Annotated in this window: 21 protein-coding genes and 1 pseudogene; 10 read left to right on the top strand and 12 right to left on the bottom strand. The window is 68.4% G+C overall.

The annotated features are described in order from the left end of the window. Positions 1–220: pseudogene (locus BEMPMBAN_RS22875) on the top strand (hypothetical protein); the annotation flags it as partial. Positions 221–254: 34 nt separating this feature from the next. Here BEMPMBAN_RS22875 and tsaD read toward each other — a convergent pair. The 8 genes from tsaD to BEMPMBAN_RS22835 are packed head-to-tail and all read right to left on the bottom strand — an operon-like array spanning position 255 to position 7,884. Beyond that, a complete protein-coding gene (gene tsaD, locus BEMPMBAN_RS22870) occupies positions 255–1,277 on the bottom strand; it encodes a tRNA (adenosine(37)-N6)-threonylcarbamoyltransferase complex transferase subunit TsaD (protein ID WP_159233551.1) in 1,023 nt (340 codons plus the stop codon). Beyond that, positions 1,274–1,729, bottom strand: a complete 456-nt coding sequence (rimI, locus tag BEMPMBAN_RS22865) for a ribosomal protein S18-alanine N-acetyltransferase (protein WP_159233550.1) — start codon at positions 1,727–1,729, stop codon at positions 1,274–1,276. The genes tsaD and rimI overlap by 4 nt, the downstream gene beginning before the upstream one ends. Continuing rightward, positions 1,726–2,355, bottom strand: a complete 630-nt coding sequence (gene tsaB, locus BEMPMBAN_RS22860; protein ID WP_159233549.1) for a tRNA (adenosine(37)-N6)-threonylcarbamoyltransferase complex dimerization subunit type 1 TsaB — start codon at positions 2,353–2,355, stop codon at positions 1,726–1,728. Before tsaB ends, rimI begins: the two co-directional genes overlap by 4 nt. Continuing rightward, entirely contained in the window at positions 2,352–2,816 is a 465-nt protein-coding gene (tsaE, locus tag BEMPMBAN_RS22855; RefSeq protein WP_159233548.1) for a tRNA (adenosine(37)-N6)-threonylcarbamoyltransferase complex ATPase subunit type 1 TsaE, read from the bottom strand. The genes tsaB and tsaE overlap by 4 nt, the downstream gene beginning before the upstream one ends. After that, positions 2,809–3,858 carry an alpha/beta fold hydrolase gene (locus tag BEMPMBAN_RS22850; protein WP_200846091.1) on the bottom strand — a complete coding sequence of 350 codons (1,050 nt, stop codon included), beginning with the start codon at positions 3,856–3,858 and terminating at the stop codon, positions 2,809–2,811. Before BEMPMBAN_RS22850 ends, tsaE begins: the two co-directional genes overlap by 8 nt. A 35-nt stretch (positions 3,859–3,893) precedes the next feature. Next, positions 3,894–5,033 (bottom strand): alanine racemase, encoded by a 1,140-nt coding sequence (alr, locus tag BEMPMBAN_RS22845; protein ID WP_159233546.1) that lies wholly within the window; start codon positions 5,031–5,033, stop codon positions 3,894–3,896. A gap of 36 nt (positions 5,034–5,069) precedes the next feature. Next, positions 5,070–6,461 (bottom strand): glutamate decarboxylase, encoded by a 1,392-nt coding sequence (gene gad, locus BEMPMBAN_RS22840; RefSeq protein WP_159233545.1) that lies wholly within the window; start codon positions 6,459–6,461, stop codon positions 5,070–5,072. A 10-nt stretch (positions 6,462–6,471) separates the two neighbouring features. Next, entirely contained in the window at positions 6,472–7,884 is a 1,413-nt protein-coding gene (locus tag BEMPMBAN_RS22835) for an NAD(P)H-hydrate dehydratase (protein ID WP_159233544.1), read from the bottom strand. A gap of 113 nt (positions 7,885–7,997) precedes the next feature. Here BEMPMBAN_RS22835 and BEMPMBAN_RS22830 point away from each other — a divergent pair, with 113 nt between their 5' ends. Then, positions 7,998–8,777 carry a DeoR/GlpR family DNA-binding transcription regulator gene (locus BEMPMBAN_RS22830; RefSeq protein ID WP_159233543.1) on the top strand — a complete coding sequence of 260 codons (780 nt, stop codon included), beginning with the start codon at positions 7,998–8,000 and terminating at the stop codon, positions 8,775–8,777. An 8-nt stretch (positions 8,778–8,785) separates the two neighbouring features. Here BEMPMBAN_RS22830 and BEMPMBAN_RS22825 read toward each other — a convergent pair whose 3' ends face one another. Beyond that, positions 8,786–9,526, bottom strand: a complete 741-nt coding sequence (locus tag BEMPMBAN_RS22825; RefSeq protein ID WP_159233542.1) for an inositol monophosphatase family protein — start codon at positions 9,524–9,526, stop codon at positions 8,786–8,788. Beyond that, positions 9,523–10,338 (bottom strand): BtpA/SgcQ family protein, encoded by an 816-nt coding sequence (locus BEMPMBAN_RS22820; protein ID WP_159233558.1) that lies wholly within the window; start codon positions 10,336–10,338, stop codon positions 9,523–9,525. Before BEMPMBAN_RS22820 ends, BEMPMBAN_RS22825 begins: the two co-directional genes overlap by 4 nt. Positions 10,339–10,491: 153 nt before the next feature. Here BEMPMBAN_RS22820 and BEMPMBAN_RS22815 point away from each other — a divergent pair, with 153 nt between their 5' ends. The 6 genes from BEMPMBAN_RS22815 (at position 10,492) to BEMPMBAN_RS22790 (ending at position 16,902) form a co-directional block, all read left to right on the top strand. Continuing rightward, positions 10,492–11,979, top strand: a complete 1,488-nt coding sequence (locus BEMPMBAN_RS22815; protein ID WP_159233541.1) for an FGGY-family carbohydrate kinase — start codon at positions 10,492–10,494, stop codon at positions 11,977–11,979. After that, positions 11,976–12,767: an SDR family NAD(P)-dependent oxidoreductase gene (locus tag BEMPMBAN_RS22810; protein ID WP_159233540.1), complete on the top strand. Its 792-nt coding sequence runs from the start codon at positions 11,976–11,978 to the stop codon at positions 12,765–12,767. Before BEMPMBAN_RS22815 ends, BEMPMBAN_RS22810 begins: the two co-directional genes overlap by 4 nt. Before the next feature lie 65 nt (positions 12,768–12,832). After that, positions 12,833–14,125, top strand: coding sequence for an extracellular solute-binding protein (locus BEMPMBAN_RS22805; protein WP_200846090.1), 1,293 nt, complete (start codon positions 12,833–12,835; stop codon positions 14,123–14,125). Between the two features lie 40 nt (positions 14,126–14,165). Then, the gene (locus BEMPMBAN_RS22800) at positions 14,166–15,017 is read left to right on the top strand and encodes a carbohydrate ABC transporter permease (protein WP_159233538.1); all 852 of its coding nucleotides are present in this window, start codon (positions 14,166–14,168) and stop codon (positions 15,015–15,017) included. Next, complete coding sequence (locus BEMPMBAN_RS22795; RefSeq protein ID WP_159233537.1) at positions 15,014–15,829, top strand: carbohydrate ABC transporter permease; 816 nt, start codon at positions 15,014–15,016, stop codon at positions 15,827–15,829. Before BEMPMBAN_RS22800 ends, BEMPMBAN_RS22795 begins: the two co-directional genes overlap by 4 nt. A gap of 17 nt (positions 15,830–15,846) precedes the next feature. Continuing rightward, the gene (locus tag BEMPMBAN_RS22790; protein ID WP_159233536.1) at positions 15,847–16,902 is read left to right on the top strand and encodes an ABC transporter ATP-binding protein; all 1,056 of its coding nucleotides are present in this window, start codon (positions 15,847–15,849) and stop codon (positions 16,900–16,902) included. Between the two features lie 167 nt (positions 16,903–17,069). Here BEMPMBAN_RS22790 and BEMPMBAN_RS22785 read toward each other — a convergent pair whose 3' ends face one another. Together BEMPMBAN_RS22785 and glmS are read right to left on the bottom strand one after the other, a co-directional pair. Then, a complete protein-coding gene (locus BEMPMBAN_RS22785) occupies positions 17,070–17,960 on the bottom strand; it encodes an alpha/beta fold hydrolase (protein WP_425295003.1) in 891 nt (296 codons plus the stop codon). Continuing rightward, a complete protein-coding gene (gene glmS, locus BEMPMBAN_RS22780) occupies positions 17,960–19,834 on the bottom strand; it encodes a glutamine--fructose-6-phosphate transaminase (isomerizing) (RefSeq protein ID WP_159233535.1) in 1,875 nt (624 codons plus the stop codon). Before glmS ends, BEMPMBAN_RS22785 begins: the two co-directional genes overlap by 1 nt. Positions 19,835–19,889: 55 nt before the next feature. Here glmS and BEMPMBAN_RS22775 point away from each other — a divergent pair, with 55 nt between their 5' ends. Beyond that, complete coding sequence (locus BEMPMBAN_RS22775) at positions 19,890–20,735, top strand: dienelactone hydrolase family protein (protein ID WP_159233534.1); 846 nt, start codon at positions 19,890–19,892, stop codon at positions 20,733–20,735. Between the two features lie 65 nt (positions 20,736–20,800). Then, complete coding sequence (locus tag BEMPMBAN_RS22770) at positions 20,801–21,838, top strand: LLM class F420-dependent oxidoreductase (RefSeq protein WP_159233556.1); 1,038 nt, start codon at positions 20,801–20,803, stop codon at positions 21,836–21,838. Positions 21,839–22,094: the final 256 nt, after the last annotated feature.

The raw sequence follows: 22,094 nt of genomic DNA, 5'->3' as shown, positions 1-22,094 counted from the left end.
CGGGCGAACCTACACGACCAAACCCGGCAGTCGACTGTTCTTCCCGTCCTGCGACCTCACCACCGCGAACCTGCCACCACCGGGCACAGGTCCGCCTGCCCATCCGGCCCGCACCGCGATGATGCCCCGCCGACGACGCACCCGCGCCGCCGACGAAGCCACACGCATCAAAGCCGAACGCGCACAAAACAACCCGGTGCTGCCGAGGTCACCGACATGAAGTCCGTGGCCATGCTGGCCACGGAACCGGCGCATCACGCGACCTGCCCCTGCACCACTGGCAGGCCAGGGTCGCTGGCCACGTCCAGCGGGGACGCCGACGCCCCGGCCGCGATCAGGTGTGCGGCGAAGGACGCGATCATCGCTCCATTGTCGGTACACAGCCGCGGCCGCGGAATGCGCAACGTCAGACCCGCTGCGGCGCAGCGCTCCCCGGCCAGCTCCCGCAGTCGCGAGTTCGCCGCGACCCCACCGGCGATCAACAGGGTCGACACGCCGAGCTCGCCGGCCGCGCGCACTGCCTTCGCTGTCAGCACGTCCGCGACGGCTTCCTGGAATCCCGCTGCCACATCGGCCTGGGCTGCATCGGGATGGCTTTCGACGTAGCGGGCTACCGCGGTCTTCAAACCCGAGAAGCTGAACGAGTACGGGGCATCGCGCGGGCCGGTCATACCGCGGGGGAAGGCGATCGCGCCGGGATCGCCTGTGCGGGCGAGCTCGTCGAGCACCCTGCCGCCCGGATAGCCCAACCCCAGCAGCCTGGCCACTTTGTCGTAGGCCTCGCCGGCGGCATCGTCGACGGTGGAGCCCAGCTCGACGATCGGCTCCCCCAGCGAGCGCACGTGCAACAGGTTGGTGTGTCCGCCGGACACCAGCAGGCCGATGCACTCCGGCAGCGGACCGTGGTCGAACACGTCGGCTGCCAGGTGCCCACCGAGATGGTTGACCGCATAGAAGGGCACCTGCCAGGCCGCTGAATACGCCTTGGCCGCAGCCACACCGACCAGCAACGCACCGGCCAGACCCGGACCGATGGTGGCCGCGACGACATCCGGCCTGGTGACGCCGGCGACCTGCAGCGCACGACGCATCGTCGGCCCCAGCGCCTCCAAGTGCGCGCGGGACGCGATCTCGGGTACCACACCGCCGAAGCGGGCGTGCTCATCCACACTGGACGCCACCTCGTCGGCCAGCAGCGTCACCGTCCCGTCGTCGCCGAGTTCTGCGACGCCGACACCGGTCTCGTCGCAGGAACTCTCGATGGCCAGAACGATCATCGGCGCTCCCGTTTCATCGTGTAGGCGTCAGCCCCGCTGACGCGGTAGTAGCGTTTGCGAATCCCCACCCTGGTGAACCCCGCACTCTCATACAGTGCGATCGCCGCCGAGTTGTCGGTGCGCACCTCGAGAAAGATCGTTCCCCCGTCGGCGAATTCGAACAACCGGTTGAGCAGCTGCCTGCCGATACCCTGCCCCTGGTACGCGGGGTCGACACCGATGGTGTGGATCTCGTACTCGTAGGGGCGGATTCGGCCCAACCGGGCGATTCCTGCATAACCGACGAGCTTGTCGTCGACCCGTGCAGCCTCGTAGTGGTTGTGTTTGGCGGCGAGCTCCGACAGGAACGCCCGCTCGGGCCACGGATCGTCGCCGTCGAACAACTGCGCTTCCAGCTCCGCGCAGCGCACGGCGTCACCGGGTTTCAGCGGACCGAACTGCGCGGTACTCACCGCGCAGCCGCCTGCGGTTTGGCATCGGGTCTGCGCAGATACATCGGCACCAGCGGCTCAGGCTCGACTTCCCAATTCGACACGGCGCGAACCAGACCCGTCGCACTCGGATAGACCGGCGCCAACCGCGGCAGCTCGAACAAGGCCGCATGCTCGGGCGACCCTGCGACCGCGTCGGCGCCGGCCGGCACGTCGCCCGCCGCGTTGACGGCCGGGCCGTCGATCCGCACGCCGTCACGGTACCGGGCCCAATACACCTCGCGGCGGCGCGCATCGGTGACCACCAGCACTTCCCCGGTGGTGCCGACCGCGATGGCATCCAGGCTGCACACCCCCCGCACCGAGACACCGAGGGCATGACCGAACGCGGCCGCTGTCGCCATGCCCACCCGCAGCCCGGTGAACGGACCGGGGCCGCAACCCACCACGACGGCGTCGAGTTGACCAACGGTGACCTCGGCGTCGCCGAGCGCGCCGACGATGTTGGGTGTGAGGCGCTCAGCGTGCGCCCGGGGATCGAAGATCACCTGCTCGGCAAGAAGTTCGGTGGCATCACCGTCGAGTCGGACCACGCCGGCCGTGACGGCGGGCGTGGCGGTGTCTATCGCCAACACCAGGATGCTCATGTCCGGCTCCACTGCCAGATGGCGGTGCGCACATCGGTTTCCGGCGCGCGTTCCAGCCGGATGTCGAGATGACTGTCCGACAACCGTTCGGCGACACCCTCACCCCACTCCACGACCACGACGGCATCCTCGAGGTCGGTGTCCAGATCCAGTGAATCCAGTTCGGCGAGCAGGTCGACCGATGTCTGGTCGAGCAGTCGGTACAGGTCGACGTGCACCATCGCCGGGGTGTCCGCACGGCGCGCCCGGTGCACCCGGGCCAGGACGAAAGTCGGCGAGATCACCGGCCCGTCCACGTCCATGGCTTGCGCGATCCCCTTGGCGAGAACGGTTTTTCCGGCGCCGAGGGGCCCGGACAACACGACCACGTCGCCGGCGCGCAGCTCGCGTCCCAGCCGGACCCCCAGCGCGATGGTGTCGTCAGCGGTCAACAGTTCCGCGGTGCCCGAACTCTCATCCATTGGCCCGTACCCGCTCCCGCACCCGACGGGTCAGCGCGACGAGTTTGGACGGTGTGGCCCGTTCCACCAGCCGGACCAGCGCATCGTCGATCACCTCCGGGCGCTCGAGCTGAACCAGATGCCCTGCACCGCAGACGATCACGAGCTCGGCTTTGGCCAAAGCGCCAGCCATTTCCTCCGAGTACTCCATCGGCGTCAACAGGTCACGGTCACCGCAGGCGACCAGGGTCGGAACCTTGCTCAGCGTCTCCAACCCCTCGGTCTCGTCGTGCACCTCCAAGGCGTGCAGGAACTCCACCAGGGTGGCGATCGGGGTGTCGTGCATCATCTCCTCGGAGAACGCCACCACGCTGGGGCTGATCTTCTGGTCCCCGTAGGAGGCCGCACGCAGGATGGGCCCGATCACCCGGCGCGCGGCGCCGCGGCCCCGGTGCACCAGCTTCGGGGCGTAGCGCGCCGTGAAGCGCACCGCCTCGAGCGCCGGGTTCCGCAGTATCTCCCCGAGCGGGGACCGCGAAACCCCTTCCGCGGCAGACGCGATCAGTGCGGCCCCCACGATCCGGGTCGGGTAACGCTGCGGGTACTGCCGGGCGTGGGAGAGCACGGTCATACCACCCATCGAGTGACCGACCAGGACCACAGGGCCGCGCGGCGCCATCACGGCCAGCACGCTCTCGAGGTCCTGTCCGAGTTGTTCGACGGTGTAGGTGTCCGGCGGCGCCTCACCCGACTGACCGTGACCGCGCTGGTCGTAGAAGACCATGCGGACCTGGGCTCCCCACTGGTCGCTGAGCCGTGCGCGCTGGAAATGAAACGACCCCATCCGCAGACAGAACCCATGGGCGAACACCACGGTCAGCGGGGCGTCCTTCGGGCCGACCTCGCGCACCGTCAGCGGCACCCCGTCGGGTGTGGTCACCACACAGCCGCGGTCGGCGTCGAGCAACTCGAAGTCCTCGTCGACATGCGGATCTTCACTGGTGACGCGGCGCCGCAGCGACCGGGCCATCGAAACCCCTGCGGCGGTGCCGACGGCGGACATCCCCGCCGCGCCGGCGAACCATCCCGCGCGTGCGCTCACCGTGGACCACCCTGATAGCTGCGCACGATGCGTCCCCGTGGGCTGGTGACGACCTCGTAGTTGATGGTGCCGAGCAGGTCCGCCCAGTCCTGTGCGGTCGGTTCGCCGTCGGTGCCCGGGCCGAACAGGATGGCGTCGTCACCCTCCGCGACGCCGGTCGGGTCGGGACCGAGATCCACCACGAACTGATCCATGCAGACACGGCCGACGTTCGGGTACCGCCTGCCGTTGATCAACACCTCGAAGCGATTGCTCAGCGGCCGGAAGACCCCGTCGGCGTACCCGACGGGGAGCAGCGCAACCGTGGTGTCGCGGTCCGCGGTCCAGGTGTGCCCGTAGGACACGCCGTCGCCCGCCCTGAGCGACCGGACCATTGCCACCGGGCATTTCACCGTCATCGCCCCACGCAGCCCGAAGTCACCGAGGTGTGGGACCGGGTTCTGGCCGTAGACCGCGATGCCGGGACGCACCATGTCGAACGCGAGATCGGGACGCGTCAGGACCGCCGGGGAGTTGCACAGGTGCACCGCGTCGAACCGCAGGCCGAGGGCGCGGGCCGTCGCCGCGAGATCGGTGAGCCGCTGCGCCTGCACGTCGTTGAAGGGGTTCTGCGGGTCGTCGCCGTGCGCCAGGTGCGACATGATCCCGCGGACCCGCACCGTGTCCTCGGCCTGGGCACGCCGCAGTGCGTCGAGTAACGCGGGAACGGCGTCCGGCCCGACCCCGTTGCGGTTCAGGCCGGTGTCGGCCTTGACGGTGACCGTCGCGGTGACGCCGGTGCGACGGACGGCGGCGACGACGTCGTCGACCTGTCGTTCGGAGGACACCGCCACCTGGATGTCGGCCTGAAGCGCGGGCGCGAAATCGGCCTGCGGGGTGTGCAACCAGGCAAGGACGGGTGCGGTGATGCCGGCCCGGCGCAGCGCGAGCGCCTCGTCGAGCGTCGCGACGCCCAGCTCCGAGGCACCGGCGGCGAGCGCCGCCCGGGCCACCGGGGCGGCGCCGTGACCGTAGCCGTCGGCCTTGACGACAGCCATCACCGCCGCGGCACCCGCGTGCTCGCGCAGCGTGGCCACGTTGTGGGCGATGGCGTCGAGGTCGACGACCGCGGTGGGGGTGTTGACGGTGGTGATCACTGCCCCCGATTGTCCCAGGCTCGCCCCGTCGCCGGCTCAGTGGGCGAAGTGGGCCTCGTCGGCGAAGCCGCCGAGCTCCACCTGGTCCAGCTTGGCCAGCACTTTGCGCAGGTCATCGCGCAGTGCGCGGGCGAGGTTCGCCGAGAAACCCTCGCGCACCACCACGCGCAGCACCGCGACATCGGTGGCGTCGTCCGGCATCGTGTAGGCGGGCACCTGCCAGCCGTAGCTGCGGAGCAGCGCCGAGACATCGAACACCGTGTACTTGGTGCCCTTCACCAGCTTGAATGACACCACCGGGATGGCCGACCCGTCGGAGATCACCTCGAATTCGGGCATGCCGGCCAGTTCCCGGGCGAACCACTGCGCGGTGTCGGACAGGCAGCGCATCACCTGGATGAACCCCTCCCGGCCCAGGCGCAGGAAGTTGTAGTACTGACCGACCACCTGGTTGCCGGGACGGGAGAAATTCAACGTGAAGGTGGGCATGTCGCCGCCCAGATAGTTCACCCGGAAGACCAGGTCTTCCGGTAGGTGTTCGGCGTTGCGCCACACCACGAAGCCGATGCCCGGATACGTCAGGCCGTACTTGTGCCCGCTGACGTTGATCGACACCACCCGGGGCAGCCGGAAGTCCCACACCACGTCGGGGTGCAGGAACGGCACCACAAAACCGCCGCTGGCGGCGTCGACGTGCACCGGCACATCCGGTTTTCCCTTCTGGGAGGCGAGATCGTCGAGCGCCGCGCAGATCTCGGCGACGGGTTCGAGCTCGCCGGTGAACGTGGTGCCCAGGATGGCCACCACGCCGATGGTGTCCTCGTCGACCGCGGCGAGCACCTGCTCGGGGGTGATGACGTAGCGCCCCTCCTCCATCGGCAGATAGCGGGCCTCGACGTCGAAGTACCGGCAGAACTTCTCCCACACCACCTGGACGTTGGAGCCCATCACCATGTTGGGGGTGCGTGTCTTCCAGCCATCACCGTTCTGCCCGCCGACCCGGTCGCGCCACCGCCATTTCATCGCCAGCCCCGCCAGCATCACCGCTTCGCTGGACCCGACCGTGGACACCCCGACCGCGGTGGCCGGGTCGTCGTCGCGCAGATCCTCGGCGTGGAACAGGTCGGCGACCATGCACACGCAGCGTTGCTCGATGGCTGCGGTGACCGGGTACTCGTCCTTGTCGATCATGTTCTTGTCGAACGTCTCCGACATCAGCCGGCCGGCCTCGGGATCCATCCAGGTCGTCACGAAGGTGGCCAGATTGAGCCGAGAGCTGCCGTCGAGCATCAGCTCGTCGTGGATGAACTGGTAGGTCTGGTCGGGATCCATCGACTCGTCGGGCAGACGAAGCGCCGGCAGTGGCGAGGTGGACAGCCGGCCGGTGTAGGCAGGGGTCAGCGACGAATGACGGGAAACGTTGGGCATGGGGTTCTTTCTAGAGGATCGAACCCAACGCCGGGCGCAGATGGGCAAGGATCCGCGACGACGACGTCGGAACCGGCGCCGGTCCGGGGTCGCGGGCGGACATCTCGGCGGCGCGGGAGTGGACGAACGCGGCGGCGGCGGCGGCCTCACCTGACGGCAATCCCGCCGCCAGAAGTGCGCCCATGATCCCGGACAGCACGTCGCCGGAACCGGCGGTGGCGGCCCACGACTGGCCGGCGACGTTCAGGTACACCGGGCCCCCGGGTTCGGCGATGACGGTGACATTGCCCTTGAGCAACACCGTGACACCCAGCCGATCGGCCAGCCTGCGGGTGTCGGCGATGCGGTCCTGCCCGGGCGGAGATCCGGCCAGCCGGGCGAACTCGCCCGCGTGCGGTGTCAGGACGGTCGCGGCCCGGCGGTCCGCAACCAGGTCGGTGTGCGCGGCCAGCATCGTCAGCCCGTCGGCGTCGACGAGGACGGGAACGTCGGTCTCCAGCGCGAAACACAGAGCGGCCGCGGCGGTCTCGTCGGTGCCCAGACCGGGCCCGACCACCCAGGCCTGGACCCGGCCGGCGGTGGCGTGTCCGGGTGTGGCGATCACTTCGGGCCATTGCGAAAGCACCTGCTGCGCAGCACTGCCCGCGTAACGGACCATACCGGAGGTGACGGCCACCGCGGCGCCGGTGCACAGCACCGCGGCGCCCGGGTAGGTCGCCGAACCCGCCATCACACCGGTGACGCCCTGGCTGTACTTGTCGTCATCGGGGCCCGGCACCGGCCAGCGGGCGGCCACGTCGCGGGCCTCGAATGCCGCCAGCGGGCTGGGCGGCAGATCCAGCCCGATGTCGACCAACTCGACGCGGCCGCAGTCCCGCAGCGCGTGGACCGGCTTGAGCCCGCCGAACGTGACCGTCACCGCCGGGGTCACGTGCGGCCCGTCGGCGGTGCCGGTCCCGCCGTCGACCCCGCTGGGCAGGTCGACGGCGACCACCGGGATGCCCGCCTTGTCGACGGCGTCGAAGACTTCGGCGGCGTTCGGCCGCAGCGGCCCGGAGCCGGAGATGCCGACGACCCCGTCGATGACCAGATCGGTTGCCGCAGGAACTGTTTCGACGATGCGCCCACCGGCGCGCAGGAACGCGGCGAGCGCTTTGCGGTGCGCCTTGTCCGGGTTCAGCAGGACCGCAGACGCGCCTGCGCCGCGGCGACGCAGGAATGTCGCGGCCCACAGTGCGTCGCCGCCGTTGTCGCCCGAGCCGACGACCGCGCAGACGTTCTTGCCGGCCACGGCGCCCAACTCCCGCGCGATCGCGGTGGCCAGACCGTAGGCGGCGCGGCGCATCAGCACACCCTCGGGAAGCGCAGCGAGCAACGGCTCCTCGGCAGCCCTGATCGCCTCGGCGGAGTAGTAGTACCGCATGGCCCCCACGCTAGTGCCCAGTGATTGTGGTGCGCTCACATCTTTGACATCGCAAGGTCATTTTCGTGTGATCAATGTGAACCACTCACAGGTTTCACGATAGGCTCAGCACCGTGCCCTCGCTGGATGCCCACGCGCGGCGCGCCGCGATCGCCGCGCGCATCCACTCCGACCGTGAGGTGGATTTCACCTCGCTCGCCGCGGAGTACGACGTCTCGGCGATGACGATTCGCCGCGACATCGAACGTCTCGAGGAACAGGGGATCGCGCGGCGGGTCCTCGGTGGCGCCATCGCGTTCGGCGGTAAAGCCACCGAACCGTCGTTCGACGCCCGCGCGGCTGTGGCCGCCGGCGGCAAGGCCCACATCGCCCGTGCTGTCGCCGATCTACTGGCACCGCAGGAAACCGTGATCCTGGACAGCGGCAGCACGGTGCTCGCCGTGGCGCGGGCGCTGAAGGGCCGGGCACTCGGCCTGACGGTGATCACACCGAGCGTTCTGGTCGCGGTGGAGCTCGCCGCCGAACCGGACACCACGATCCTGCTCACCGGCGGAAAGGTCCGCCCCGGCGAGCTGAGCCTGATCGGCGCCGAGGCCGAGGACTTCTATCTGCGCTACAACTGCGACACCTACGTGATGGGCATCGCCGGGGTACACGGCCGTCGCGGGGCCTCGGAGTACCACCGCGAGGAAGGCAACGTCAAACAGGCGGCCATGCGTTCGGCGGACCGGGTGATCGTGGCGGCGGACGCGTCCAAACTCGGTCGGGTGCAACTGATCAACGTGGCTCCGGTGTCCGCGATATCGGTGTTGGTGACCGATGGTTCGCCCAGCCATCCGACCGTGGCGCAGCTGCGCACGGCGGGCGTGGACGTGCGCTGCGTGGACGCCTGAGCCGGGTCTCAGCGCCAGTGCGCCGACATGGTGGCGTCGCGATCAGTGGGCCGGTGAACCTGTGCGCCGGCCTCCTCGGCGATCAGCGCGCCCGCCGCCCAGTCATGCACGCCGAGATCGTCCTCGACGAACGCGTCCAGGCTGCCCTGTGCCACCAGGCACAGGTCGATGGCCGCCGCGCCGAACCGGCGCATGTCGGTGTAGTCGACCATCAGCCAGCCCAGCTCGCGCAGCTGGCGGCGCCGATGAGTGGCGTCGTAGGACAGCCCGGTGCCGAGCACGGACGCCGATGAGGTCGCCAGTGCGAGCGGCAGATCCTCACGACCCGAGGCGGTTTCGACCTGCGCGCCGGTTCCGCGCGCCGCGCTCCAGGTGGTGTCCAGGACCGGAGCGCAGACCGCCGCGGCCAACCACACCCCGTCGCCGTCGCGCACCCCGACCGAGGTGCCGTAGAACGGGATCCGCCGGGTGAAGTTGGTGGTGCCGTCGAGTGGGTCGATCACCCACTGCAGCCCGGAGCTTCCCGGGTGCGCCGGGAGTTCCTCACCGAGCAGCGCATCGTCGGGCCGCGCGTCCAGCAGCACCTGGCGCACCGCTTCCTCGGCCGCACGGTCCACCGCGGTGACGAGGTCTCCGGCGGCGCCTTTGGTGACGACGTCGCCGCCTTCGGTCGACCGCCGCAGACATACGCCGGCCCCGTACCGCGCAGCGGTGACCGCGAGTTCACGCAGCCCGGCGGCGGTGCTCACAGCGTGCTGCGGAAGTCTCTGACCGCCCCCATCAGCTCGGTGACGCGCGACGCGACCGCCCGATTTTCGAACACCCCGTCCTGCTTGAAATAGGTGCCGACGATGGCGCCATCGGCGACCGTGAGCTGTTCGGCGGCGTTGTCCGCCCGAACGCCGGTGTTGACGAACACCGGAACGGATCCGGCCGAATCCTTGACCACTCCCAGAGCCTGCGCATCGGTCGGGGCGCCCGCCGTCAGGCCGGATACGCAGATGGCGTCCGGCTTGGTGGCGAACACCGTCGTCGCGGTGATCGAGGCCAGGTCTCGGTGGGCCAGGTAGACCGCCGACTCGGGCACGATGTTGAAGAGCAACTTGACCTCGGAGCCGCCGATGCGGTGCCGGTGGCGCGCCACCTCCCCGATATTGGTGTCCCAGAGCCCGAAATCACTGGCGTAGACCCCGGTGAAGATCTCCCGCACCCACTGCGCACCGGTCGCCACGGCCAGATCGATCGAGGCCCGGCCGTCCCACAGCACATTGACGCCATAGGGCATCGACAGCTCGGAGAGCAGCTCACCGATCACCCGCGCCATGGTCACGGCGGTGATCGGCTCGGTCTTGGTCAGGTACGGCAGGCTGAACTCGTTGGAGATCATCACCCCGTCCACGCCGCCCTCGTGCAGCTGCGCCAGTTCGGCCTTGGCCCGGTCGACAACGGCGCGGACGCCGCCGGCCGAATCGAAACCCGGATCGCCCGGCAGGGCGAGCAGGTGCAGCATCGCGATCACGGGTTTGCGCACGCCGAATACGTCGTCCAGCCAGGTGGTCATCGGAGCCTCTCGGGTTGTCATCGCATCCTCATGTGTTATTTGATAACAGCTTCTGGGGGGTATTCCGCCACGATAACGTGATTGTTACACAGAACGTGTGAGAATCTAACAGGCGGATTGGTATCGTCTAACCAACCCAGCGGAGGAGACGGCATGCCGGAGTTCACGATCGGTGTCGATGTCGGCACCACGGGAACTAAAACCGTGCTGATCGACGTCACTGCGGGCCGCATCGCCGCCCAGGCATCCCGTGAGACGCGACTGTTCGCCGAGCAACCCGGTCGGGCCGAGGCCGACCCCGCCGAGTGGATCGCCAACGTGCACGCGACGATTCGCGACGTACTGGCCGCGTCCGGCGCCACCCCCGGTGACATCGGCGCGCTGGCGACCACCGGGATGGTCCCCGCCGTGGTGGCGATCGACCGGGCCGGGTCGCCGGTCCGCCCGGCGATCCTGCAGAACGATTCACGCGCCACCACCGAGATCACCCGTCTGCAGGCCGCGATGGACGCCGCCGACGTGCTCGCCGCGACCGGTTCGGCCATCACCCAGCAGTCGGTGGCGCCGACGGCAATGTGGCTGCGCACCAACGAACCCGGCAACTGGCGCCGGACCGCACGCCTGGTGGGCTCCTACGACTGGGTGCTGATGGCGCTCGGCGCGGCACCGCACGTGGAACTGAACTGGTCCATCGAATCCGGGCTGGGCAGCCTGGCCGGGCAGCCCTACCAGCCCATGTTCGACGCGGCAGACCTGGCCGACGACCTCCAGCCCGACATCCTCGTCCCCGGGGAACAGGCCGGGGTGCTCAGCGACGACGCGGCGGCGGCCACGGGTCTGCGCGCCGGCCTGCCACTGATCGTCGGCGGCGCCGATCACGTGCTGTCGGCGTACGCCGCCGGGGTCAACGCGGCGGGCGACTGGTTGGTCAAGCTCGGCGGTGCCGGTGACGTGCTTGCCGCCAGCGACGCACCGGTGGCCGACGCCCGGCTGTACCTCGATGCGCACCCGGTGCCGGGCCGCTGGCTCCCGAACGGCTGCATGGCGACCAGCGGTAGCCTGATCCGCTGGTTCCAGACACTGTCGGGCGGACTCGATCTGCTCGACCTCGACGCCGAGGCGGTGCAGCGCAACCCGGCAGAAATCCTCTGCCTGCCTTACTTTCTCGGTGAGAAGAGTCCGCTGCACGATCCCGACCTGCGGGGGGCGTTCGTGGGACTGGACCTCGCCCACACCCGAGCGGACCTGTACCGCTCGGTGCTCGAAGCCGTCGCATTCGGCTTCAAACACCACACCGAGGTCTTCGCCGAGATCGGCGTGCCACTGCAGCGTGCCATGGTCACCAACGGCGGCAGCAAGTCCACGCTGTGGAAACAGATCCTGGCCGATGTCCTGGACACCGAGTTGTGGCCGATCATCGGGCATCCGGGCGCGTCGCTGGGTGCGGCCATCATCGCCGGGGTCGGCGTCGGGATGATCGACGACTGGGAAGACACCGACCGCTTCCGCACGCTGGGTGAGCCCGTCGTCCCCGACACCCGCCACGTGCAGCGCTACGCGGACGCGTACACCGACTGGCGCGCTCTCGGCGACGCTCTCACCCCGTTCTCCCACCGACTCGCACGAAAGGCCCGGCCATGACCGCCCCGAACACCTCCCTGCGCACCGCCGTCGTGACCGGCGCCGGCTCCGGCATCGGCCGGGCGATCGCCACCACCCTGGCCGAGCGGGGCTGGCGGGTGGTGGTCACCGACATCGACGGCGAGGGCGCCGCCCAGACCGCGGCCGGCCTGACCGGCGGCGGTGAGCGTGGCCACGAGTACCTGCGATTCGACGTCACCGACGGGGAGGCGGCGGTCGCGCTCGCCGACGACGTCGCCGACCGACTGGGGCTGGACGCCTGGATCAACAACGCCGGGGTGTCGGCGATGCAGAGGTTTGTCGACGTCTCCCCCGAACAGTACGACCGGTCGCTGGAGATCAACCTCAAGGCGGTGTTCTTCTGCGGCCAGGCCGCCGCGCGGGCCATGATCCGCACCGGCCGCCAGGGCAGCATCGTCAACACCGCGTCGATGGCGGCCAAGCAGGGCCGGGTGCCGTTCCTGGCCGACTACGTGGCTTCCAAGTTCGGCGTGCTGGGGCTGACCCAGGCGATGGCCTTCGAGCTGGCCGAGCACCGGATCACCGTCAACTGCGTGTGCCCCGGGTTCGTCGCCACCCCGATGCAGTCACGTGAATTAGACTGGGAAGCAGCACTTTCCGAATCCACTCCGGAACAGGTCCGGCAATCATGGATCGACGCCACCCCGCTGGGACGGCTGCAGACCCCCGAGGATGTGGCCCGCGCGGTGGCGTTCCTGGTCTCCGATGACGCCGGGTTCATCACCGGTGAAGCACTTTCGGTCAACGGCGGTGCCTATATGGATTGAGCTCCGAGCGTGACGACACGAACATCCTGGATCAACCCACCGAAAACCGGAAGTGAGAACGCATGATGAAGATTCCCAAGGCGTGGCCGGCGCTGGTGCTGGCCACGAGCCTGACCCTCGCCGGATGCGCGGGCAGCGGCGGTTCGGGCGAGCAGGAGTCCTCCGGGCTCGGCGACATCCCGACCGACACATCGGGCACCGTGCGGGTGCTGATGGAGAACGTGCCCGACACCGACATCGTCCAGGGGCTGGTCGGTGAGTTCAACGAGAACTACCCGGATATCGAGATCAACATCGAGACGATGACTTTCGACCAGATGCGGGATCGCCTGGTGTCGTCGTTCCAGTCGGCCGAACCGGCCTACGACCTGATCGTGGTGGACAACCCCTGGATGGACGACTTCGCCGACGCTGGGTTCCTGGAGCCGCTGAACGAGCGGATCGACTCGACGCCCGACTACAACCCCGGTGACTTCTTCGCGTCACTGACGGACATCACCGATGTCGACGGCACCACCTACGGCGTGCCGTTCTACAACTATGCGCTGGGCTACATCTACAACACCGTCGACATGGACGCCGCCGGCCAGTCGGTGCCCACCGATCTGGACGCACTGGTGAGCACGTCGCAGCAGCTCAACACCGGCGCGCACGCCGGCATCGCGATGCAGCCGCAACGCGGGTACAAGATCTTCGAGGAGTGGGCCAACTGGCTGTTCGCCGCGGGCGGGTCCATCTACGACGCCGACGGCAAGCCGACGCTGAACACCGAGCAGGCCGCCCGCGCGCTGGACGCCTACATCGAGACCTACAACACCGCGGCACCGCCCAATAGCCTCAACTGGGCCTTCGACGAGGCATTCCGTTCGGTGTCGAGCGGTCAGGCCGCCTCGATGGTCGGATACAACTGGAACCTGCCCGCGCTCAACGATCCGGCGGGCGCCTCCGGCGAACGCGCCGGGCAGTTCGCGCTGGCGCCCATTCCCGGAGGCAAGTCCGCACTGGGGTCGTGGAGCTGGGCGATTCCGGCCAACTCGGCGACACCCGACGCCGCGTGGGCCTTCATCTCGTGGATCACCTCCCCCGACATCGATGCCGAACGTGTCGCCGAGGGCGGTGCGGTGATCCGGGAGAGTTCACTGACCAACGAGATGGTGCTGGCCGACGGATACGGAGCCGACTACTACGAAGCCGTCGGTGAGATCCTGGCCGATGCGGCCCCGCTGTCGCAGGGCCCCGGCGGTGAGGAGATGATCCAGGCGGTCGGCACCGAACTCAACGAGGCGGCGGCCGGCAGCAAGAGCGTCGCCGACGCGTTGCGCGACGCACAGGCGGCCGTGGAGCGGATCCAGGGTTGAGCAACGGGAATCCGGCGGTCGCGCCGGAAGGTATGCGCCGATGAGGTTCAAGTACGGCATGCTGGCGCCGCTGCTGACGCTGTTCGCCGTGGCCGTCGGATTCCCACTCTGTTATGCGCTGTACCTGTCGGTCACCGACTACGAGCTGACCGACCGGGGCACGCCGGACATCGTCGGTGTCGCCAACTTCTCTGACGCTCTGGACAATTCGGCGTTCTGGGATGCCTTCGCGACCACCGCGATCTACGTCGTGGTGGCGGTGAGCCTGGAACTCGTCCTCGGTTTCGCGGTGGCGCTGGCGCTGTACCGGCAGCGCTGGGCCAAGGACCTGGCACGCGCGATCGTGCTGGCGCCGATGTTCATCACGCCGATCGCGGTCGGGTTGATCTTCCGGTTCCTGCTCAACGACCAGATCGGCGCGGTGCCCGCTCTGTTGCACGCCGTGGGTGCCGGCTACGACTTCTTCGGCCCCGGACGGGCACTGCTGACGTTGGCGTTCATCGACGTGTGGCAGTGGACGCCGTTCATGGTGCTGCTCATCCTGGCGGGGCTCGAATCGATGCCCAAGCAGCCGCTGGAAGCCGCCCGGGTGGACGGCGCCGGCCCGGTCTACCAGCTGCGCCGGGTGCTGATCCCGATGCTGGCACCGGTGCTGACCGTGGCCGTGCTGCTGCGCGGCCTCGATGCGCTGCGGGTGTTCGAGTACGTCTACGCGACCACCCGCGGCGGGCCGGGCACCGAGACCGAAACCCTGCAGTACTTCATGTATCTGGAGGGCATCCAGTTCTTCCGGCTCGCCGCGGCCAGCGCGATGGCGTTCATCGTGCTGGTGCTGGTGCTGGCCGTGATCGTGGTGGCGTTCCGGACCATGGAGAGAAGCAAGGCACGATGACCCGACCACGCTGGCTGGAGATCATCCGGATCGCTGTACTGACGGCGACGTTCGTGTTCGTGTTGTTCCCCATCGTCTGGGTGGCGCTGGCGAGCTTCAAGACCTCGGGCCAGATGGCCGAGCCGTTCCTGCTGGCGTTCAGTCCGACGCTGGAGAACTGGCGCTCGGTGCTGGACTCGGGGATCTTCGCGGCCGCGGGACGCAGCCTGATCGTCGGTGTCGTCACCGTGTCGGTGAGTCTGGTCGTCGGGAGCATGGGCGCCTACGTGATCGCCAAGTACCGCGCCGGCGGATCGTTGACCCGTTTCGGGATGCTCGCCGCCCAGGTCGTCCCGCCGGCCGTCATGGTGTTTCCGTTCCTGACCATGGCGCAGGCGCTGCGGATGACCGACACGCTGCTGCCGGTGATCTTTGCGCACCTGAGTTTTGTTCTGCCGCTTGTGACCTGGTTCCTGATCGGCTTCTTCGAGGCCGTACCGTCCTCGCTGGAGGAACAGGCCCGCGTCGACGGGTTCACCCGGTGGCAGGCGTTCCGGTTGGTGGTGTTGCCACAGGTGTTCCCGGGCATCGGTGCCGCCGGGATCTTCGGCTTCACCCTGTCCTGGAACGACATGTTCTACGGACTGATCCTCGCCCCAGGCAACGCCGCCATCTTGCCCGTCGCGATCTCGAGCTTCAACACGTTCCGCGGCGTGCAGATCGGTGCGATGAGCGCCGCGATCATGATCGCCATCATCCCGGTGGTGGTGGCGAGCTTCTTCATCCAGCGACGTCTGGTGCAGGGCATCAGCGGCGGCGCGGTCAAGTACTGATAAGCGAGGTCTCATACATGGCAACAGTCAGCTTCTCCGGGGTCACCAAGTCCTACGGCGCCACCACCGTGGTGTCCGGCCTCGACCTGGAACTCGCCGACGGCAGCATGACGGTGCTGGTCGGCCCCTCGGGTTGCGGCAAGACGACCTCACTGCGCATGCTGGCCGGCCTGGAAGAGGTGACCTCGGGCAACATCCGCATCGGTGGCCAGGACGTCACCCGTCTGGAACCCAAACAACGCGACATCGCGATGGTGTTCCAGAACTATGCGCTCTATCCGCATCTCACGGTCCGGGAGAACATCGCCTTCCCGTTGCGCGCCAAGAAAACTCCGCGACCCGAGGCGTTGCGACGGGCCGACGACATCGCTGCCTCGCTGGGGCTGGGCCACCTGGTGGGCCGCAAGCCCAAAGACCTCTCCGGCGGTCAGCAGCAGCGGGTGGCGATCGGCCGCGCGATCATCCGCGAACCGGCGGTGTTCCTGTTCGACGAGCCGCTGAGCAACCTCGACGCCAAGCTGCGGGTGGAGACTCGCACCGAGCTGCTACGGCTGCAGCGCCGCCTCGGTGTCACGTCGCTGTACGTCACCCACGACCAGGAGGAGGCGATGACGCTGTCAGACCGCATCGTGGTGATGCGGGACGGCCACATCGCACAGGCCGGCCCGCCTGAAGACGTCTACCGTCACCCGGCGGACACGTTCGTCGCGGCCTTCGTCGGCAGCCCGAAGATGAACCTGATCGACGGTGCGGTCGCCGCGGGTGAACTGCGCACCCAGTCGGGTCTGCGGATCGCGGTCGGCGGACCCCAGGCAACGGCGGTGACGATCGGGATCCGCCCGGACGACCTCGAGCTCTCGCCGGACCAGGACGGTTCGGCGACCGTCGAGCTGGTCGAATTGCTCGGACCGCGCGCGATCGTCACCGTGCGGGCCGGCGAACACATCCTCACCAGCGTCGTCAGCGCGGCTGCCCTGCCCGAGCTCCCGGTGGGCGCCACGGTGGCGCTCTCGGCCGCCGCGTCGGAGGTACACCGCTTCGATACCGACAGCGGGCTGCGGCTGCCCGCGTAGCGGATTCGGGTCAGCTCTCGCGGCCGCGCACCGCGTCGTCGACGAGCACAGGCCTCATCCATCCCGGGGACTTCCATGGAAAGAACAACCGGGCGCAGCCGCAGCGGAGGTGCAACTCTATTTAGACGCCGCTTTTTCGACACAGCCCGGACACCGTCACTGCAGCCTCAGCTGTCCACCGTGTCCCAGAAACGGTGCGCCCGCTCGGCGATCTGCTCGGCGTACTCGCCGTTGATCGCGTGAGAGGCGTCTTGATACACCTCGACCTGGGCGTGCGGCACCAGCGACCGCGCCCGGTGGGCGGCGCTGTCAGCGTCGAGCATCACGCTGCGTCCGCCGAAAAATGCCAACACCGGCACATCCAGGCCGCGCAACTGTGCGTCGGTGATGCTTGCCGGCGGCGGCAGTCGCAGCACGAAGTCCGCCATCGCCGCGGCGATGAGCCGCGCTTCGGGCAATGAATCGTCGACGGCCTCCCCGCCGGAGATCCAACTCAGGAACCACCTGCGTGCTTTCTCCGGCACTGCGGGCAACGCCATCACCGCCGAGAACGCGAGAGTGCGAAAAGGAATGCGCGCGAAGGTGCACACCGGATCGAGCAGCGTCACCGACGCCACCCGGTCCGGGAACCGGCATGCGTGGTTGGTGACGGCCCAACCACCGATCGACGCCCCGAGCATGTGGACACGCGGGAGGTCGAGGCCGGCGAGCGCCTCCTCGAGCCACCGGGCCTGATCCTGGGCGGTGGTGATCGGTGCGGTCTGCACACTGCAGCCCGCCTCCCCGAGCAGGTCGAGCGAGTAGACCGTGCGACGGGTCACCAGTCCGGGCAGGTTGGCGCGCCACATCGGGGTGGCGGCGTTGCGTCCCGGCAACAGCACCACCGGCGTCGACCCGGACCTGTCACCGAACCGGTACGCACGTACCGTTCCGAACGACGTGGCAATGTCGAACTCGGCGTCGAAGGCGGGCAACCGAGCCATGCCGGCGTCGTACGCGGTCAGGAAGTGCGCGCGCGCAACACTGCTGCGGAAGTACCCGACGTCGGCCACGGGCACTATTCGACGGTGACCGACTTCGCCAGGTTCCGCGGCTTGTCGACGTCGTATCCCCGGGCCTGGGCGACACCGGCGGCGAACACCTGCAGCGGGATCGTCGACAGCAGAGGCTGATAGAGCGTTGGCACGGAAGGGATTTCGATCAGATGATCGGCGTACGGTCGCACCGTCTCGTCGCCTTCCTCGGCGATGACGATCGTGACGGCGCCGCGCGCCTGGATCTCCCGGATGTTGGACAGCAGCTTCGAGTGCAGCATCGCCGCGTTCTTCGGCGACGGCATCACGACGATGACCGGCAGGTCGTCCTCGATCAGCGCGATCGGGCCGTGCTTGAGCTCACCGGCGGCGAATCCCTCGGCGTGCATGTAGGCCAGTTCCTTGAGCTTTAACGCACCTTCGAGGGCGACCGGGTATCCCACATGGCGACCGAGGAACAGCACGGTCTGCGACGGGGCGAAACGGTGAGCGAGCGCCACGACGGGATCTGTGGTGGCCAGCACCCGCGAGATCAAGTCCGGCATCGCCTCCAGATCGTGATACTCACGGGCCACCTCATCCGGGTACTTGGTGCCGCGAGCCTGCGCAAGTGCCAGTCCGACAAGATAACTGGCGGCGATCTGCGCCAGGAACGTCTTCGTCGACGCCACGCCGATCTCCGGACCCGCACGGGTGTAGAGCACCGCATCACATTCCCGCGGGATCTGGCTGCCGTTGGTGTTGCAGATCGCGAGCACCTTGGCCTTCTGCTCCTTGGCGTGCCGCACCGCCTCGAGCGTGTCGGCCGTCTCGCCGGACTGCGAAATGGCCACCACCAGTGTGTGGCTGTCCAGAACCGGGTCGCGGTAACGGAACTCGCTGGCGAGCTCGACCTCCACGGGCAGCCGGGTCCAGTGTTCGATCGCGTACTTGGCCAGCAGCCCGGAGTGGAACGCAGTTCCGCAGGCGACGATGAAGACCTTGTCGATCTCGCGCAGTTCCTGGTCGGACAGGCGCTGCTCGTCGAGGACGATGCGGTTGTCGATGAAGTGACCGAGCAGGGTGTCGGACACCGCGGCGGGCTGCTCGGCGATCTCCTTGAGCATGAAGTACTCGTAGCCGCCCTTTTCGGCGGCCGACGTGTCCCAGTCGATGTGGAAGGTTCGGTAGTCGGTCACGGGATCCGCCGGCACACCCTCGAAGTTCGTGATGCGGTAACCGTCGGCGGTGACCACGACCGCCTGATCCTGGCCGAGTTCGACGGCCTCGCGGGTGTGCTCGATGAACGCCGAGACGTCCGAGCCGACGAACATCTCACCGTCGCCGACGCCGAGAACCAGCGGCGTCGACCGGCGGGCGGCCACGATCGTGCCCGGCTCGTCGGCGTGCGCGAACACCAGCGTGAAATGCCCTTCGAGCCGGCGAAGCACCGCCAGCGCCGATGCGGCGAAGTCCCCGGCGTGCTCACCACCGGCGAATTCACGCGCGACCATGTGGACCGCCACCTCGGTGTCGGTGTCGCTGGCGAACTCCACCCCGTAGCCCTCGAGCTCGGCACGCAGCGCGGCGTGGTTCTCGATGATGCCGTTGTGCACCACGGCGACCTTGCCTGAGGCATCCCGATGCGGGTGCGCATTGCGATCGGTCGGCCTGCCGTGGGTGGCCCACCGGGTGTGGCCGAGACCGGTGGCACCGACGAGCTGATCGGCCCCGGCCTCGCCGAGAGCACCTTCGAGGTTGGCCAGGCGGCCCGCCTTGCGACGGACGGTGAGACCCCCGTGGCCGTCGAGGAGCGCGACGCCGGCCGAGTCGTAGCCCCGGTACTCCATGCGCCGTAGCGCGTCGACGACGATGGCGCAGGCAGGACGCTGCCCGACGTAGCCGACGATTCCGCACATAGCCGTCCAGGGTAGTGCAGGAACGCCGCTCCCCCCGGTGGGATACGGTCATCGGGTGGCCCGCACGAAGAAGCTCTTTGGCGCGTTGACCCGCCGTGGCCCACACCGCGTCATGCGCGGTGACCTGGCCTTTGCCGGACTCCCGGGCGTCGTGTACACCCCGGTTGCCGGCAAGAATCTGCCCGGGGTCGCGTTCGGGCACGACTGGATCACATCGGCTGATCGGTACCACGGAACGCTGGAACATCTGGCGTCGTGGGGAATCGTGGCCGCCGCGCCCAACACCGAGACCGGGCTGGTGCCGTCGGTGCTCAACCTGGCCTATGACCTCGGCACCGCGCTGGACATCATTGCCGGTGTGCGACTGGGCACCGGCGAGATCAGCGTGCACCCAGCGAAGCTGGGCGTCGCGGGCCACGGGTTCGGCGCCTCGGCTGCGGTGTTCGCCGCCGCGGGCATGGCCGCCAAACCCCGCGCGGTGTTCGCGGCGTATCCGCTGCTCACCAAACCGTCCGCGGAGGAGCCTGCGGCGGGGTTGGCGGTTCCGGGGCTGATCCTGGTGGACCCCAGCGACCCGATGTCACTGCGTTCCAACGCCGTCGAACTGGCCCGTTCGTGGAAGACAGCCACTCTGCGCACCACCTCCAAGACCAAGGCCGGTGGCCTCGTCGAAGGCCGCCGCCTTGCCCCGGCGGTCGGACTGCCGGGCGCCGACAGAGGGACGCAGAAGATTGTCCGCGCGCTGATGACCGGCTACCTGCTTCACATGCTGACCGACGACAAGGACTACAAGTCCTTCGCCGATCCCGAGGCCGACCTGCCGAAGACGCAGGTGATGGACCCGTTCGCCGACGACCCCGTCGACCTCGAGAACAAGGTCGTCGCGCTGCTGAAGCCCTGAGCCAGCCCGGGGCCCGCTGCGCCCAACCGGTTGGTTGGGTGTATACCTGACAAATGCAGAAGGCAATGCGGACGGGCATCTTTCTCAGTTACGCCGGCGGCTTCCTCGATGCGGTCGACGAGGTGGTCGAGCTCGAGAAGATCGGTGTGGACATCGCCCTGGTCGCCGAGGCGTACTCCTACGACGCGGTCAGCCAACTGGGCTTTCTGGCGGCCCGAACCTCGCGGATCGAGCTGGGCACGGGCGTCGTCCCGATCTACTCACGCACGCCCGCGTTGATGGCGATGACGGCCGCCGGACTCGACTACGTCTCCGACGGCCGGTTCCGGCTCGGGCTCGGAACGTCGGGCCCGCAGGTCGTGGAGGGCTTCCACGGAGTGCCGTTCGACGCGCCGCTGGGCCGCACCCGCGAGGTCGTCGAGATCTGCCGGCAGGTGTGGCGGCGCGAGCGGGTCACCTACGACGGCAGGTACTACCAGGTTCCGCTGCCGGCCGAGCGCGGCACCGGACTGGGAAAGCCCCTCAAGCTGATCAACCATCCGGTGCGGGAACGGATCCCGATCACCATCGCCGCGCTGGGCCCGAAGAACGTCGAGCTCACCGCCGAGATCGCCGAGGGCTGGCAGCCGGTGTTCTTCTACCCCGAGAAAGCCGACGAGGTCTGGGGCGCGGCGCTGCGCGCAGGCGCCGCCAAACGCGACCCCGCGCTGGGCCCGCTGGACGTCATGGTGAGCGCGAGTCTGGCGATCGGCGACGATGTGGACGACCGATTGGCTTGGGCGAAACCACAATTGGCGCTCTACATCGGCGGGATGGGTGCCCGAGGGCGAAACTTCTATCACAACCTCGCGACGCGCTACGGCTTCGGCGAGGTTGCCGACCACATTCAGGATCTGTACCTGGCGGGCAAGAAGGCCGAAGCGATCGACGCGGTACCTGATGAGCTCGTTCGCCAGGTGTCGTTGGTGGGGCCGCGTGGCTTCGTCAAGGAACGGGTCGCGGCGTTCGCCGAGGCCGGGGTGACAACGCTGCTGGTCCATCCGCTTTCAGGGGACCGACGCGAGACCGTGGCGTTCGTGGAGGAATTACAGTCGCTGCTATGACCGAGTTCACCGACGACGTCGCGTTCGTCTCGGTGCCTATTTAAGGCACCCGTACCAAGCCAAGCTGGGACACGTCGCGTTTGGACGACCGCGCGCCGTTCTCGTTCAACGTCGCCGACTGACGGCGCGGGCGAGTGAATCGCCTTCGCCGCGCCCCACCGTCATATGTGACGACCGCCATTTCCTGTCAACGAAGTGATTGACGCCACAGCATCTGCTGTATACAGTTCAGTCATTCGGTAGACAAGGAGAGAAG

Source organism: Mycolicibacterium austroafricanum (assembly GCF_902705885.1).
GTDB classification, from domain to species: Bacteria; Actinomycetota; Actinomycetes; order Mycobacteriales; family Mycobacteriaceae; genus Mycobacterium; species Mycobacterium vanbaalenii_A.
The sequence above is the reverse complement of the archived record's forward strand: the minus strand, read 5'-3'. Positions and strand labels throughout refer to the sequence as shown.